Genomic DNA, 16293 nt, shown 5'->3' on the forward strand with positions numbered 1-16293 from the left:
CGACACCGTCCCCGATCGCCAAGTCCTCCGCCGCCACCTCCAAGACCGCCCCTGCAGCATAGCGGCCGCCGCCTTTTGGTCTCTGGCGACTATGCGGTCGGCTGGGCCGTCGGCCAGGCCCGCGCCTTGTCGAAGCGTGCGCCTGCCGGGTTGGACGGCAGCAGCATCAGAACGATGATGGCCAGCGCGCCGAGGATCGGGATGAGGATGAGCAGGTACAGCCACCCGCTGAAGTTGCCGTCGTGGAGTCGGCGGACCGAGACGGCGATGCTCGGAACCAGGGTGGCAAGGCCGTAGAGGATCACGACAATCAGTCCTGGCAGTATGCCCGCGCCCGGTTCGCCGGTGATTGGATCCATGGTGGCGGTGCCGCCTGCGGTCATGGCGACCTGTCCGACCGTCGAGACCAGGAAGCTCAGCAGGGCGACCCACCAGTATTCGCTGCGGCTGGCGCGGCCGCTGAAGGTCGCGTACTTCTTGAAGAACCGCTTGATGGACTCGCCAAAGCTTGCACCATAGACGGGCATCTCCAGGCTGTTCTCGGTTGGGGTGGCGTAGGGGTTCTCGGTGGGGTAACCAGGGTATGACATGATTCGTTTTCCTCCATTGAAGTGATCAGTTCGAGCTTACGTGACACGCGGTACGTTGCCCAGCTGGACGCGCCCCTGTTGCAGGGCCCGCCGCGCCGGCGCCGATGGCCTGCACCGAGCACCAGCCGTCGTATTCGGTGGCGGCTCGAGCGGCCGAGCCGCTCGCGAAATCGGTGCGCGGCCGGCCGTGCTTGCGCGGCCGGGGTGCAAGTCCCCGGAGGGCTGGGCTCGGAGAATCCAAGGTCCGCTCGTGGACCTCGCGTGCCGCCCCCGCCTCTCACTCGCAGCCGGGCACATGCCCGGCCGACGAGGGTATGGCAAAAGTCGATACAAACGAAACGCCGTCGAATTGAGGGGTGTTCAAGAATTGGGTGTACGGTATTCCGGAAATCACTGAACAGTGTTCAGGGCTCGTCTCGGGGCGCCGTGCACCGAGTTCGAGTGCCCGGTGCACGCCGCCAAGTTCTGCCTCATGTCCGGCGCGGCGCTGTGCCTGCCGGCGACCGTGGGCGCCCACACCCACAAGATGAGGTCAAGGACGGGGAGCTGCTGCTGTACCCAGAAACCCGAGCCGTCTGACCAACGCCCGGACGAGAATAGACGGCGGCCGCGGCGGCGACGCAGGTGATGTTCGCCGATGGGCGATCAGGTGGTCCTAGCCAGGTGGTTGGCCTAATGCTGTCGCCCATGCGGCGATCTGGGAGCGGGTGCTGAAGCCGAGCTTGGCCAGGATGCGTTCGACGTGGCCGTCAACGGTGCGCGGGGAAATGACCAGCTGCTGTGCAATAAGGCGGTTGGTCAGCCCCTGGGCGACAAAACCCGCGACCTGCATTTCCTTCTTGGTCAGGGGGTTTCGCATGGTTCCATTCTTCGCCGGCCCGGCGGTCACGCCGAGCGCACAATCGATGGCCTGGGTCTTCGACATCCGGGGAGCTTCGCTGGCCGGGGAAGCGCCGCGCCGGCCAAGGGCCCGGCGCATGCGCGCGTTGCTTGACTCGGATGCCTCGTGCATGTGCGGACCGAACGATGCGACGGTGATTCCAAGCTCGGACCAAACCGATGCAACGGCATGGGCCAGTTCGGCGGCCCGCACATGGTTGCCCGTGGACACGGTGATCCAGTGCAGCGCCTCGAGGCTCAGCGCCACGCACACCCCGTCCTGGAAGTTGTCGCGCTGGATGCGCAGTGCTTCGGTGACAGCATCGGTGGCCAAGGCAAACTCGCCCAGCCTCCAGTAACTGATCCCGCGGATCCAGTAGGCGTAGGCCCGGTTCCAGAGTTCGCCGTGGGAGGAGGCGATTTCGATGACCTGTTGGCAGGTTTCCAGCGCCGCTTCGAGGCGATTGTCCAGGGCCTGGGCCATGCCCAGTTGAAAGAGCGCCGTCAACCTGGCCGCGGAGTCGCCACGGGCTGAATGTGCTGCACTGACCTTTTGGTACAGTTCGATGGCACCGGCCAGGTCCCCGCTGAACAGGCGGTGCAGTGCGAGCCAGTGTTCGGCGTGCGCCTCGAGCGACGGATCGTCCAGCTCCCGGGCCATCCGAAGGCATTGGCGCGCGTAGCCTGCCCCCGTGTCGTGGTCGCCCTGGATCAGGCTGACCCAGGCGGCAACCCACATGGCCGACGCGTAGTCGAGATGGTTCGCATCCGGGCGCTCGGCCAGGACCCGATCCAGCAGCGCACGACCTTCCGGGATGAAATTCCCCGAGACCCACTGGTAGCGCAGCAGGGATGCCATCCGGGCGGCGGTTGCGTGTTCGCCCGGGGCCTCCAGCGCCCATTCCATGGCGGCGGTCAGGTTGGCCCTGTCCACTCGCGCGTCTTGCAGAAAGCGGCTCTGGTGCGGACCGCACCAGTTTCGGACCATCGTGTCGCAGCGTTCCTCATAGTGCCGGAGGTGTCGCGTGCGCAAGACCTTCACATCCTCCGGGTTGGACAGCAGCTCCTGCCCGTACTCGCGGATGGTGACCAGCTGGTGGTACCGCAGCACCTCTCCGTCGCGGCGGACCGAGAGGATTGACTTGGCGACCAGCGCGTCCAGCAGGTCGAGCACGTCGCCGGCGGGAAGTTCACCGAATCCGCACACCGCTTCGGCCGCCTCCATGTCGAAGCTGCCGGGGAACACCGAGAGCCTGCGCCAAAAAAGCTGCTCGGATTCGGAGCACAACTCGTAGCTCCAGTCGACGAGCGCCCGCAGCGTCTGCTGCCGCGGTAGGGCGGCACGGTCGCCGCGGTTGAGCAGCTGGAAACGCCGGTCAACGCGCTCCAGCAGTTGGGTCGCCGACAGGGAACGCAGGCGGGTGGTGGCCAGCTCGATGGCCAGCGGCATGCCATCGAGCTGGGTGCACAGCTGGGCCACGACGGGCGCGTTGTCCGCATCCAGGGCAAAGCCCGGCACAACGTTGCGTGCCCGGGCCACGAACAATGCGACGGCCTCGAAGCTTTCCAGCTGCTCGACCCGCACCGGTTCATCGGCTGCCGGGGTCGACATGGGGGGAATGGCATACAGGGTTTCTCCCGTGATGCCCACCGGTTCGCGGCTGGTGGCAAGGATGCGCACGCCGGGCGCCTGTCCCAGGATCCTGTTGACCAGCACGCTGACTTCATCGAGCAGGTGTTCGCAGTTGTCCAGCACCAGCAGCATTTCCTTGTCCCGCAGATGATCGGCCAGCCGGTCCAGGGCGGGACGCTGCGACTGGTTCGAAACGTCCAGTGCCGCCGCCACCACGGGGGCGATGGATGCCGTCTTGGTCAGCGAGGCCAGCTCGACGACCCCGACCCCGTCCCGGTAGGCCCGGCGGGCTTGCTGGGTAATTTCCCCCGCCATCCGCGACTTGCCCACGCCTCCCGCGCCCGTCAGGGTGACCAGGCGGGACGTGGACATCAATGCCTTGACCTGTGCCATTTCGTGCCGACGGCCGATGAAGGAAGTCACCGAAAGTCTGCCCGTGGTGAATCGGGAATCGATGGGTTGCCTAGTCATCAGCTGTTTTTCTCCAGTCTGCTGCCACGGGTTTCCACCGTGCGCGGTGGGCTTCGGGAAGGTTCCAAGCATGCCGAAGCCGTTTCGTTCGGCTCCAAGTCTCTCACCACGGGCCCGATGTTCTATGACGCAGGACACAATACGGGTATCGGAGGGGGTGGTTCTACCCATGTGCCGGTCAACGATCCGGTCCAAGCTGGTGTGCATCGACCAAACCGAAACCACGGAACCAAGGAGCGAGCCATGAGCCAGCAACCAGCCCCGACCGGCCAGCTGCCGGACATCGATCCGCGCCAGCTGCGCAATGCCTTCGGCAAGTTCGCCACCGGCGTCACCGTGGTCACCTGCCGCACCCCGGACGGCGTCCCGCACGGGGCCACGGTCAACGCGTTCACCGCCGTGTCACTGGATCCGCCGCTGGCCCAGGTCACCTTGATTCGCGGGAACAAGATCTCCGGGCTCCTCGAGGACTCCCCGTTCGCCATCAACATCATGTCCTCGGGCCAATTGGACACCTGCTTGAACTTCGCCGGCAAACCGATGAAGGGAGAGGTGGCCTGGCGGCCGGATGCCGAGGGCATCCCGGTGCTCGAGGGCAACAGCGCGACCCTGGAATGCGAGCCCTGGGCCATCTACGACGGCGGGGACCACCTGATCGTCATCGGCAGGGTGATCGCCCTGCGCAGCGACGATGAACTGGAACCGTTGTGTTTCTTCTCGGGCAAGTTCCGGGAGATCGGCGAGCACGTGGGCGGTGCTCCCTGGGCCCTGTGCGGAGACAGCATGGCCTCCGGATGGTTCGAGGGCAGCACCGACTTCAACGCCTTCTGAGAATTCCTTCCTCCTACCCACACCCAGCAAAGGAGCTGAGCAGCATGACCCAGGCACCAGACACCGAAAAGGCCGTTGCGGACATGTCCGAGCGGACCACCCCCGCCAACCCCAAGTTGCCGATGACCGGCGACGAATACATCGAGTCGTTGCGCGACGGCCGCGAGGTCTACATTCACGGCGAGCGCGTCGATGACGTGACCACCCATCCGGCCTTCCGCAACTCGGTCCGCATGGCTGCCCGCCTGTACGACGGGTTCCACGACCCGGCCACCTCCGGCAAGCTCCTTTCCCCGACCGACACTGGTTCCGGCGGCATGACCCACCCGTTCTTCAAGGTGCCGAAGTCCGTGGAGGACCTTAAGGAATCGCGCACCGCCATCGAAACCTGGGCCCGGATGAGCTACGGCTGGCTCGGGCGCTCGCCGGACTACAAGGCTGCCTTCCTGGGGACCCTGGGTTCCATGCCGGAGTTCTACTCGCCGTACCAGGAGAATGCGCTGCGCTGGTACAAGGAATCGCAGGAGAAGGTCCTGTACTGGAACCACGCGATCATCAACCCGCCGGTGGACCGACACCTGCCGCCGGACGAAGTGGCCGACGTCTTCATGAAGGTGGAGAAGGAGACCGACAATGGCGTGATCGTTTCCGGCGCAAAGGTCGTGGCCACCGGTTCAGCCATCACCAACTTCAACTTCATCTCGCACTACGGGCTGCCGATCAAGAAGAAGGAATACGCGCTGATCTGCACCGTGCCAATGGATGCCCCGGGCGTGAAGCTGATTTCGCGCACCTCCTATGCGCAAAACGCCGCGGTGACCGGCACCCCGTTCGACTACCCGCTGTCCTCGCGAATGGACGAGAACGACGCGGTGTTCGTGTTCGACAAGGTGTTGGTGCCGTGGGAGAATATCTTCGCCTATGGGGACCCGGAGCAGATCAACGGCTTCATGCCGCAGACCGGCTTTATTCAGCGCTTTACTTTCCAGGGCTGCATCCGCCTGGCTGTGAAGCTGGACTTCATTGCCGGACTGTTGCTCAAGGCCCTGGAGATCACCGGCACCCAGGATTTCCGCGGCGTGCAGGCGCGGGCCGGCGAGGTCATCGGCTGGCGCAACCTGTTCTGGGGACTGGTCGACGGGATGATGCTCAATCCGGACAAGGGGCCGAACGGCTCGGTGCTGCCGAAGATGGAATACGGCATGGCCTACCGCATGTTCATGGCCCAGGGTTATGCGCGCATCAAGGAGATCATCGAGCAGGACGTGGCCTCGGGCCTGATTTACCTGCCCAGCGGCGCGCTGGACTTCCAGAACCTGGAAATCCGCCCGTACCTGGACAAGTACGTGCGCGGGTCCAACGGGGTGCAGGCGGTGGACCGCGTGAAGCTGATGAAGCTGCTCTGGGACGCGATCGGCTCCGAGTTCGGCGGCCGCCACGAGCTGTACGAACGCAACTACTCGGGCAACCATGAGAACGTGCGCGTCGAGATGCTCATGCACGCCAAGCAGACGGGCACCGCAGGCATGATGAACGGCATGGTCGAACAGTGCATGGGCGAGTACAACTTGGATGGCTGGACAGTTCCGGACCTGTTCAACAGCGACGATGTGAACGCCTACATGAAGCGCGGTCGCTAACACGGTAACCGGCTGGGCCCGATTCTCGGGGACTTGGGGCGGGGCTGGACCGTGCGGTCTGGCCCCGCCCGGTCCCGCGGAAGGAACGGAGTCCTTGGTGGGACCTCGCCGAACGATTTTCTCCAGGAGACTTCCATGAACCACACATCGGCCAACAGCGCGTCTGGGGATCCGACCGGCGAGCAGTAGCAACGCGTGGAGGAGGACCTCAGCGCGCGGGTGCTGGCCTCCTTCGACGGATGCACTGACGAGCGACTCAAACACCTGATGCAATCGCTGACCCGCCTCCTGCACACCTTCATCCGCGACGTGCGGCTCACCGAGGCCGAATGGGAAGCCGCCATCGCGTTCCTCACCGCCGCCGGGCACCTCACCGACGACAAGCGCCAGGAATTCGTGCTGCTCTCCGACGTGCTCGGCGCCTCGATGCAGACCATCGCGGTGAATAACGAGGCCGGCGGCAACGCGACGGAGGCCACGGTTTTCGGGCCCTTCTTCGTCGAAGACGCCCCCCGAAATCCCTATCGGCGGGGACATCGCAGGCGGAGCGGCCGGCCAGCCCTGCTGGATCGAGGGCACCGACACCGTCGGCACCCCCGTCGCCAACGCGCGGATCGAGATCTGGGATGCGGACGAGGACGGGTTCTACGACGTCCAATACGCCGACGCCCGAATCGCCGGGCGCGCGCACCTCCATTCCGACGCCGACGGCAAATACGCCTTCTGGGGCCTCACCCCCACCCCCCCTACTCGATCCCGCACGACGGGCCGGTCGCCCAGATGCTCGCATCCGTCGGCCGCTCTCCGGTCCGCGCGGCGCACCTGCACTTCATGGTCACCGCCCCGGGCCTGCGCACCCTGGTCACCCACATCTTCGTGGACGGGGACCCGCAGCTGGGGATCGGGGACTCCGTCTTCGGCGTCAAGGATTCGCTCATCAAGGAGTTCACCGAACAGCCCGCCGGAACCCCCGCGCCCGACGGCCGCGACCTCGGCACCGCGGCCTAGGCGCGCACCCGCTTCGACATCGTCCTCGCGCCCGGAGAGGCGTAGGGGCGCAGGCGTCCACCGCGCCCCGTGTCTCGGCCGGCTCCGGCCTGCCAGCCGCCGGGTCCCGGCCCAACCGCGCTTGGCCAAGTCGGCCAGGCGCAGGCATCCCAGAACCAGGCCGCGAGAAGCCCCCAAGGTGCCACTCGCGGCGACATCGAAAGGAAGGATCTCCATGTGCGAAATCATGGGCAAGGCCGCAGCCGCCGGCGTTGCACGACGAACAATGTTGGCCAGTTTCGGGCTCGGGGCCGCGGCCCTGGGCATCGGCGCCGTGTCGGGCCAAGCGCAGGCCGCCGAACCCGGACCCGGCGGGGCCCGGAAATTCGGGCCTGCGCCGGTCGGCAACCACCGGACCCGGTTGGTATTGCTGGGAACCTCCGGCGGGCCTCCATACTGGCCCGGTGGAACCCGCGAGGGTATTTCCTCGGCACTCGTCGTGGGTGATCGGTACTACATCATTGACGCGGGCCACGGCGTCATGGGCCAGTTGCGGAAAGCAAAGCTCGGCCCTAACTTCGATTCCGACATGGACGGGCCGCTGGACGTGCTGGGCGGGATCTTCCTGACCCACTTGCACTCCGACCACGTGGTGGACCTGAACAACATCCTCAGCGAAGGAATCTTCAACGGGCTGCAGAATGTGGGCAGCAAGGTGCCGATCTGGGGTCCGGGCAACCGCGGCGAAGTGCCCGAGCTATTCGGCGAAGGAAAGGCGCCCCAGCCGATCAATCCCAAGAACCCCACCCCGGGCACGAAGGAGATGACCGATCTGCTGGTCCAGGCCTTCGCCACCGACTTCAATGACCGGCTTTTCGACAACCGCAAGCCGCGTCCGGAGGAACTCTGGGAAGCCTTCGATGTGCCGGTTCCGAAGAAGTACCTGAAGAACCCGAACACTGAACCGTGTCCAGTCATGGAGCCATTCGTGTTCTTCCAGGACGAGTACGTCACGGTGTCGGCGATTCTGGTCAATCATGCGCCGGTTTTCCCCGCGTTGGCCTATCGCTTCGATACGGCCGACGGCTCGGTGGTCTTCTCCGGAGACACCGGGCTGACACCGAACATCATTACCCTTGCCCGGGGTGCCGATGTGCTGGTGCACGAGGTCATCGACAAGTCCTGGCCCGAATCGCTCTTCCCACAGCCGCGCAACGACGCGCAGGAAGGCCTATACCAGCATCTGATCCGGTCGCACACGCTGATCGAGGACGTGGGCGCGGTTGCCCAGGATGCCGGAGTCGGAACTCTGGTGCTCTCGCACTTGGTTCCCGGAAATCGTCCGGACGAGGTCTGGGCGCGGTGCGGGGAAGGCTTTGACGGGGGCCTGGTCATTGGCCACGACCTTGACGTCATCGGAGTGGGCCAGCCGACATAACCTGCGGCCGGCGCTGCACAGCGGCGGGGCGGAACCGATGACCGGTTCCGCCCCGCTTCCGTGTTTCCGGATTCACGCAAGAAGCGGTGTGCACGCCTGGCAGAAATTGAACACTGTTCAAGATATGGGTTACGGTATGTTCCGAAGCTATTGAACAGTGTTCAGTTGATCGTTGCGGGGTGCCTTTCATCCGCGCACCGGCAATGGAACCGCGCACAGCGCCATACCGGAAGGCCCCCCGCCATGACCGTGACCCAGACAATCGGCAACTCCCACCAGCCCGGCAACGAAGCCGCAGGGTTCGCAGGCCTCGCGGCTCGCGTGGCCACCGGCCACCGGCTCACCGCAGCCGAGGCCCTGGAGATCCTCGGAACCCCGGATGCCCAGACCCTGGAGCTGGTGGCTGCCGCAGGCACCCTGCGCCGGGCGCACTTCGCCAACACCGTCAAGGTCAACTACCTGGTGAACCTCAAGTCGGGACTCTGCCCCGAGGACTGCACCTACTGCTCCCAGCGTCTGGGTTCCAAGGCCGAAATCCTCAAATACACCTGGCTCAAGCCCGACGAAGCGGTGCGACAGGCAGGGCACGGAATCGCCGGCGGCGCATCCCGCGTCTGCATGGTCGCCTCCGGCAAGGGCCCCAGCAACAGGGACGTGGACCGGGTGGCAACCATGATCGAACAGATCAAGGAGGAGCATCCGCAGGTGGAGGTCTGTGCCTGCCTGGGCATTCTCAAGGAGGGACAAGCCCAAAGGCTGCGCGAGGCCGGCACCGATGCCTACAACCACAACCTGAACACCGCCGAGTCCCTCTACCCGGAGATTTGCTCGACCCACACCTACCAGGAGCGAGTGGATACCGTCGGGGCTGCCAAGGGCGCCGGACTCTCGCCGTGCTCGGGACTCATCGTGGGGATGGGGGAGAGCCCGGAACAGGTTGTCGAGGCCGTCTTCGCCCTGCGCGAGCTGGATGCCGACTCGATCCCTGTCAACTTCCTGATGCCCTTCGGCGGCACACCGCTGGCAGGCACCTGGCACCTGACCCCGATGACCTGCCTGCGCATCCTGGCGCTGGTCCGCATGGCCTGCCCCGCGACCGAGCTGCGAATGGCCGGCGGGCGCGAAATGCACCTGCGCTCCCTGCAGTCCACCGCGCTGGCCGTCGCCAACTCACTTTTCCTCGGCGACTACCTCACCTCCGAGGGCCAGGACGCGCGGCGCGATTTGGAAATGATCTCCGACGCCGGATACGTGGTGCTGGGCCAGGAAGACATCGATCCGGCCGAACTGGCGGCCAGCTTGCGCCACCGCTCCGATGCCGCACCGGCACCCGTTGAAGCCACGGCCTGCGGCACCGGGTGCGGCAGTGGCTGTGGCAGCGCCGCTCAGGGTTGCGGCCCGATGGGTGGTCCGGGCGAACCGGTGCTGCGCCGCCGCGGCGCCGGCACGCCGGAAAGCCCGAACGCATGAGTGCCGCAGCTCCCCGGCTCACCCGGGAGGACGGATTGCTCGCACGGGATTCCGGGCTGCTCTGGCACCCCTATGCCTCCCTGGACGCCGGGGCGCACTACGCGGTCACCGGTGCCGATGGCGTGCGGCTGACGCTGGCCGACAAATCGGGCACCCACGAGGTCATCGACGGCATGGCCTCCTGGTGGTCAATGGTGCACGGCTACCGGAACCCCGCGCTCGATGCCGCAGCCCACGCGCAGATCGACCGGTTCAGCCACGTCATGTTCGGCGGGCTCACCCACGCCCCTGCCGTCGAGCTGGCCGAACGACTCGTGGCCATGGCGCCGGGCGAACTGGCCCACGTGTTCCTGGCCGACTCCGGGTCCATCTCCGTGGAAGTGGCGCTCAAGCTCGCCCTGCAATACCAGCACGCACGTGGGCACGACACCCGCCGGCGCTTCGCGGCCCTGCGCGGCGGCTACCACGGCGACACCTTCGCGGCGATGGGCGTGTGCGACCCCGTGGACGGGATGCACGCGGCATTCGCCCAGCCGGGACGCGAACAGGTGTTCCTGCCGCGCCCGCCGGCTGCCCGGCTCATCGCCGAGGGGCAGTGGGAAACCGACGCCGCGGAGCTGGCCGAGTGGGAAGTCGCGGCACGGAAGATCGCCGCCGCCCACGCGGATGAACTTGCAGGCATCATTTGCGAGCCCATCCTCCAGGGCGCAGGGGGCATGTTCACCTACGCCCCGAAGGCGCTGCGGATCCTGCGCGAGATCGCCGACGAACACGATCTGCTGCTGATTCTCGACGAGATCGCCACCGGGTTCGGGCGCACCGGTGCGCTCTTCGCCTCCGAATGGGCGCAGGTCGCTCCGGACGTGATGTGCGTGGGCAAGGCCCTGACCGGCGGCTACCTTTCGCTGGCCGCGATGCTGTGCACCCCCAAGGTGGCCCGGGCACTGGGCGGCCCCGGCCCCGGGTCCGCGCTGCTGCACGGACCCACGTTCATGGGCAACCCGCTGGCCTGCGCCGTGGCCAATGCCTCGCTGGAACTGCTCACCGGCTCCGCGGATCCGCGCTCGGCCTCCGCCCCCTGGCGTGGGCAGGTCTCCGCGCTGGAGGCCGCACTGCGCGAAGCGCTGGCCCCGGCACGCGTGCTGTCCTGTGTGAAAGAGGTGCGCGTGCTCGGCGGCGTCGGAGTGATCCAGCTGCACGATCCGGTGCGCGTGGCCGAGGTGACCAAGGCAGCGGTGCGCCGCGGGGCCTGGGTGCGTCCCTTCCGCGACCTGCTCTACGTCATGCCGCCCTATGTCTGCACCCCCGGGGACCTGCAGGTCCTGGGCGACGCGCTGGTCCTGGCGGTGGCCGAAGTCCATGGAAACTAGCCTCGAATCCGCCCGTGAACCGGCACCGGCGGCACCCGCCCAACCGTGGGGACGGTGGCTGGGGGACCGGGCCCGGGTGCGCGCGGCCCGCGGACTGCACCGCACCGAGAGCTCCCGCGAGACGCTCATGGACCTTGCCTCCAACGACTACCTGGGGCTCAGCGGGCACCCCGAGGTGCGCCGGGCCGCCGCGGACGCCGTGCACAGATACGGGGCCGGGGCTTCCGCCAGCCGCGTGGCCACCGGCACCCTGGGGGTGCACCGGGAGCTGGAGGCTGCCCTGTGCCGCTACACGCGCCGTGCCGAGGCGCTGGTGTATTCCAGCGGGTACACCGCGAACCTCGGGTTGCTCCAAGCCCTCGGCGGACCGGGCAGCCTCTTCATCCTCGATGCGCACGCCCACGCCAGCCTGATCGACGGCGCCCGGCTCTCCGGTGCCCGCGTGGAGACGAGCGCGCACAACGACCTCGCGGATGTCGCGCGGCTGCTGGAGGCGAACCGCGACTGCACCACGCCGGCGACGCGCGTGGCGCTCATCGTCGAATCGGTCTATTCGGTGCTCGGGGATGCCTCCGACCTGGCTGCGGCAGCGGAGCTCTGCGAGACCCACCAGGCATTGTTGGTGGTCGATGAGGCCCATTCGCTGGCGGCCACGCACCAGGGGTCGGCGTTGCGCGCGGCCGGGCTGGCCGACTCTTCCCACGTGCTGGCCACGTGCACGCTTTCCAAGGCCCTGGGTGCCCAGGGCGGCGCGGTGCTGCTCGGCGGCGGGCAGGCCGAAGCGCTGCGCGAGCACCTGGTCAACACCTCGCGCACCTTCCTCTTCGACACGGCCCTGGCCCCGGCCTCCGCCGGCGCCGCGGTTCGCGCCCTGGGACTGGCCGACGCCGGGACCCTGGCCAGGCTGGGGCGCAACGCCAAGCTGGTCCACGACACCCTGGCGGCCGATCCGCGTCTGGCCTTGCGCATCGAAAAGGGGGCCGGAGCGGTGCATTCGGTCACGATGCCCGATTCCGCCTCGGCCGTGGGGGCCGCCGCCTCCCTGCGCGGCCGCGGCATAGCCGTGGCCTGCTTCCGGCCGCCGAGTGTTCCCGACGGGGTGTCGCGGCTGCGGATCACCGCGCACGCCGACCACGATCCCGATGCCCTGCTCGAGACCCTGCACGCCATTGCCCGGACCATCCTGGAGGAAGAATCATGAGTTGCCCCTTTGCCTCCCCAGCCGCCACGCTCGGGGAGCTGGCGCCCCTGGCCGGACCGCTGCCCGATGCCTACCCCGTGGAAGTCAACCGCCGCTACCGCAGCATCGAGGACCCCGCCCTGGTGCGCCGGATCCTGCTGCGCCCCGAGGTGTTCACCCCGGACAACGCGCTGGACACCGCCATCGACCTGGAGCCGGCGGCGCTGCGCATCCTGGCATCGGCGAGGTTCTCCCTGCCGCCGGTGCTGGCCAGTGCAAGCGGGTCCGACCACCTGGCGGTGCGCCGGGTGGTGGCCAGGTTCTTCAGCCCCGCGAAGGCCGCCGCGCAGGTAGGTCCCATCAAGGAACGCGTGGCGGCGATCTGCGCCGGGCTTGCCCAGGAGTACCGCGGCGGTGCCAGCATCGACCTGGCACAGCGACTGGCGGCCGTGATTCCGCCCGAGGTCATGCACCGGCTCACCGGGGTGCCTATACCGCCGGCCGAGGACCTCAAGGCCTGGAGCCAGGACTCGCTGGAACTCTTCTGGGGTTGGCCCGATGCCAAGCGCCAGCTGGAGCTGGCTGCCAGCGCCGCCGGGTTTCATGCCTGGCTCGAGACCTCCGTGGCCGAGGCCGTGACCCGCAATGACGGAAACCTCTACGCGGCGCTGCACCATTCAGGGGTCGACTCGGCACGGATCCGCTCGCTGGGCTACTTCCTGACCATTGCCGGGCAGGAAACCACCGCCATGCTCATCGCCACCGCGTTGCGCACCGCCCTGCACGAGGACCGCTGGGATCAGTGCGCCCAATCGGAGCAAGTCACATCGGATCTGGTGAGCCACGTTTTGGCGCAGGCCTCCTCCGTGCCGACCTGGCGCCGCCGCGTCGCGGCGGACATCGAACTTGACGGGCAACGCTTTGCCGCCGGGGAGCAGGTGGTGCTCAGGCTCTCCGGCGGGGCCCTGGGCGAAGCCAACGACGACTCGCTGGCGTTCGGATTCGGGATCCACCGCTGCCTAGGCGCCGGGCTGGCACGGATGGAAACCGAGGTGGTGCTGGCCGCCGCGGCACGGGCGTTGCCGGACCTGACACCGGCCGGCGAGGAACCGAACTGGATGCACCTGCTCTCCTTCCAGGCACCGCGGACGGTATGGACTGCGCTGGGCCCGAGGGAGGCGATGGCATGATTTTCGTGGTCACCGGGACCGACACCGATGTCGGAAAGACGGTCGTCACCGCCGCCCTGGCCGCCTGCGCCCTGGATGCGGGGCAGCGGGTAGCCATTTACAAGCCGACACAAACCGGTGTGGCTCCCGGGCAGGGAGGCGACGTCCAGTCGATCGGCGACTGGCTCGGGAACCCGCCGTCGCTGGGACTCGAAGAAGGCGTCAGGTTGGCGGACCCCATGGCACCGGTGGACGCGGCCCGGCACGCCGGGGGCGCCCTGGCGGCCGAAGCGCTTCCCGTTCTTGCCGACCACCTTCGGCGCGTGCATGAACTGGCCGAGGAGAACGACGTCGTCATCGTCGAGGGGGCCGGCGGACTTCTGGTGTCCCTGACCCTGGCCGGGGACACCATCGCCGATGTTGCCGGCGCGCTCGGGGCACGGTTGGTGGTGGTCACCCGGCCGGACCTCGGGACGCTGAACCACACGGCGCTGACCCTGGAAGCGGCTCTCGCCCGCGGCTTTGCCGACGGTGTGTTGGTGCTCGGCAGCTTCCCCGACGAGCCCACAGCCCTGCAGGAAATCAACCGAAGGAATCTGCGCGCGCTGGCCGAAGGCCATGGGTGGACATGGGTACCCGGTCCACCCGCGGGGGTTGTGGGCTCGGAAGACCCGGGGGAGCGGACCCGGATCCTGCACGGGGCAGGCCGTCCGCTGGCCATGGTCCTTGAACCCTGAAAGCCGCCGCTGCCCCACGCCGCAGGTGTAGCTGCACGGTAGGAAACCAGACTGATACCGTCCCCCCACCCGGTCAACGGGAGCAGAGACGGTACCTGTCGTTGTTCGTTGTCGCTTGCCGGGCCGGCTCCCCCCTATGCCGCCAGGGCGGAGGCCGGCGGCTTGGCAGGGGCATGATCGGCTGCACTTCCCATGGAATCAAGGATGGCCTGCAACGTGGCGGGCCCGTGCTGGTGCAGGCAGGCTCCGGCGACGAAGCGGTCCGGGCGAAGGAAGATCATCGGGGTCGGGCGCTCGTCGAACCACTTTTTCAGCGCGCCGGTGTGGTCTCCCAGCACCAACACGTCCTCGCTCATGTGTTCCTGGGCCCATTCACGCTGGGTTTCGGGAACCAGGGCCACGAGCTTGGCACCGAGGGCCTTGAGAGCCTTGATGGAGTGGGCGGGGAGCACGTCCTTGGGGTCGTTGCCCCACACCAGCACGGTCCACCAGTTGCCGATGACGTCATCGAGCAGCAGGTTCTGACCGAGCTGCGAGTTCACGCGCGGCTGCGGGAACTGGACGCCGACCGGCGAAACCTTGTTGTTGGCGGTGAGCACCGGGATCAGCTTGCTGGTGAGCTTCGCGGCGGCCGTGCCGGAGGCCTGTGTGGTGGGGTCCGCCAGCACGCCGGAGGTGTAGCGGGGCATCGGCTTGAAGCGCATGTCGGAGAAGTAGCTCTTGGCCGAGGGGAAGAGGTTGAGCACCGAGGAAGCGGCGTCGCGGGCGGCGACGGCCAGCGGGTTGGTGATCTTGATGACCGAGCCCAGGGTCATGGACAAATCGACCATGGCCTTGGCGTGGTCCTTGCGTTCGGAGGTGTAGGTGTCCAGGATGTCCTCGCCGGCGGTTCCGGTCAGCACGCTGGTGAGCTTCCAGCCCAGGTTGGTGGCATCGCGCATTCCCGAGTTCCAACCCTGGCCCATCCACACGGGCATCAGGTGCGCCGCATCCCCGGCAATCAGCTGGCGGCCCTTGCGGAAGGAACCGGCAACGCGGCCGTGGTGGGTGAAGACGCGGCGGCGGATGTAGGAAAGGTTGTGCGGGTCAGGGACGTGGTCCTTGAGCATCTCGGCGACCCATTCCTTGGAGGTGACCACCGATTCGTCCTCGTGGTCGTGGAGCATGAACTCCCAGCGGCGGACCGCATGGGGCAGGCCGATCGAAACGTAGGGGCGCTTGGGGTCGGCGCCCAGGAACACGTTCGGGGTCCCCAGCGGGTCGTTGTCGACATCGACAACCAGCCAGCGGGTGGAGGGGGAGTCGCCCTCGAAGCTCACTCCCATGCGCTTGCGGGTCGGGGACTTGCCGCCCTCGCAGCCCACCAGATACTGCGCGGAAAAGCGGCGTTCTGTTTCGGTGCCGTCGGCGCCGGTGACGCGGGCAATGGCAGTGACGCCGGCGGCGTCCTCGATGACGTCCTCGACCAGGTGGCCGAAGTGCACGCTGACGTTGGCGTGACGCGATAGCCCGGCATGCAGTGCCTTGTCGACTTCCGGCTGGATAAAGGCGTGCTTGCGGTCCCAGCCGAATTCCCGGGTCTGCGGGTTGTTGATCATGATGGTCTTGCCCGAGCCGTTGACCAGTCGCATGATGTGCTGCGGGGCGGTGTGCGGGAGCACCGTGTCCACCAGACCCACGGTCTGGATGGTGCGCAGCGACTCGTCGTCCAGCCCCACGCCGCGCGGGTAGTCGATGAGTTCGTCGCGGGCCTCGAGCACCGTGACGCTGCGGCCGTACATCCCCAGGATGTTGGCGAGCATGAGGCCGGCGGGACCGGCTCCGATGATCAGGACGTCGCTGGAGGGGATGCTGTTCATGGCCACATCAACTTTCCGTGTGTAAATAGTGCACAACCG

Annotated in this window: 11 protein-coding genes and 1 pseudogene; 9 read left to right on the forward strand and 3 right to left on the reverse strand. The window is 67.3% G+C overall.

Features of this window, described 5'->3' with window-relative positions; genetic code table 11:
• Positions 1-89: 89 nt before the first annotated feature.
• Positions 90-590 carry a DUF805 domain-containing protein gene (locus tag OIU93_RS10930; RefSeq protein WP_264270110.1) on the reverse strand — a complete coding sequence of 167 codons (501 nt, stop codon included), beginning with the start codon at positions 588-590 and terminating at the stop codon, positions 90-92.
• A 655-nt stretch (positions 591-1245) separates the two neighbouring features.
• Positions 1246-3573 carry a LuxR C-terminal-related transcriptional regulator gene (locus OIU93_RS10935; protein WP_264270111.1) on the reverse strand — a complete coding sequence of 776 codons (2328 nt, stop codon included), beginning with the start codon at positions 3571-3573 and terminating at the stop codon, positions 1246-1248.
• Positions 3574-3816: 243 nt separating this feature from the next.
• On the opposite strand from OIU93_RS10935, the gene OIU93_RS10940 reads away from it, so the two are divergent.
• The 9 genes and pseudogenes from OIU93_RS10940 to bioD all read left to right on the forward strand — a co-directional run bounded on the left by OIU93_RS10940 (position 3817) and on the right by bioD (position 14395).
• The gene (locus OIU93_RS10940) at positions 3817-4404 is read left to right on the forward strand and encodes a flavin reductase family protein (protein WP_264270112.1); all 588 of its coding nucleotides are present in this window, start codon (positions 3817-3819) and stop codon (positions 4402-4404) included.
• 44 nt (positions 4405-4448) lie between these two features.
• The gene (locus tag OIU93_RS10945) at positions 4449-6044 is read left to right on the forward strand and encodes a 4-hydroxyphenylacetate 3-hydroxylase family protein (protein WP_264270113.1); all 1596 of its coding nucleotides are present in this window, start codon (positions 4449-4451) and stop codon (positions 6042-6044) included.
• A gap of 195 nt (positions 6045-6239) precedes the next feature.
• Positions 6240-7052 (forward strand): annotated as a pseudogene (locus OIU93_RS10950) (dioxygenase).
• Between the two features lie 214 nt (positions 7053-7266).
• Complete coding sequence (locus tag OIU93_RS10955) at positions 7267-8469, forward strand: MBL fold metallo-hydrolase (RefSeq protein ID WP_264270114.1); 1203 nt, start codon at positions 7267-7269, stop codon at positions 8467-8469.
• 243 nt (positions 8470-8712) lie between these two features.
• Positions 8713-9939 (forward strand): biotin synthase BioB, encoded by a 1227-nt coding sequence (gene bioB, locus OIU93_RS10960; protein WP_264270115.1) that lies wholly within the window; start codon positions 8713-8715, stop codon positions 9937-9939.
• Complete coding sequence (bioA, locus tag OIU93_RS10965) at positions 9936-11309, forward strand: adenosylmethionine--8-amino-7-oxononanoate transaminase (protein WP_264270116.1); 1374 nt, start codon at positions 9936-9938, stop codon at positions 11307-11309. The genes bioB and bioA overlap by 4 nt, the downstream gene beginning before the upstream one ends.
• On the forward strand, positions 11299-12510 hold the full coding sequence (locus tag OIU93_RS10970; protein WP_264270117.1) for an aminotransferase class I/II-fold pyridoxal phosphate-dependent enzyme: 1212 nt from the start codon (positions 11299-11301) through the stop codon (positions 12508-12510). Before bioA ends, OIU93_RS10970 begins: the two co-directional genes overlap by 11 nt.
• A complete protein-coding gene (locus OIU93_RS10975) occupies positions 12507-13679 on the forward strand; it encodes a cytochrome P450 (RefSeq protein ID WP_264270118.1) in 1173 nt (390 codons plus the stop codon). Before OIU93_RS10970 ends, OIU93_RS10975 begins: the two co-directional genes overlap by 4 nt.
• Positions 13676-14395 carry a dethiobiotin synthase gene (gene bioD, locus OIU93_RS10980; RefSeq protein ID WP_264270119.1) on the forward strand — a complete coding sequence of 240 codons (720 nt, stop codon included), beginning with the start codon at positions 13676-13678 and terminating at the stop codon, positions 14393-14395. Before OIU93_RS10975 ends, bioD begins: the two co-directional genes overlap by 4 nt.
• 134 nt (positions 14396-14529) lie before the next feature.
• Here bioD and OIU93_RS10985 read toward each other — a convergent pair whose 3' ends face one another.
• Entirely contained in the window at positions 14530-16254 is a 1725-nt protein-coding gene (locus tag OIU93_RS10985; RefSeq protein ID WP_264270120.1) for a bifunctional 3-(3-hydroxy-phenyl)propionate/3-hydroxycinnamic acid hydroxylase, read from the reverse strand.
• Positions 16255-16293: the final 39 nt, after the last annotated feature.

Source organism: Paeniglutamicibacter sp. ZC-3 (assembly GCF_025847175.2).
Taxonomy (GTDB): Bacteria; Actinomycetota; Actinomycetes; order Actinomycetales; family Micrococcaceae; genus Paeniglutamicibacter; species Paeniglutamicibacter sulfureus.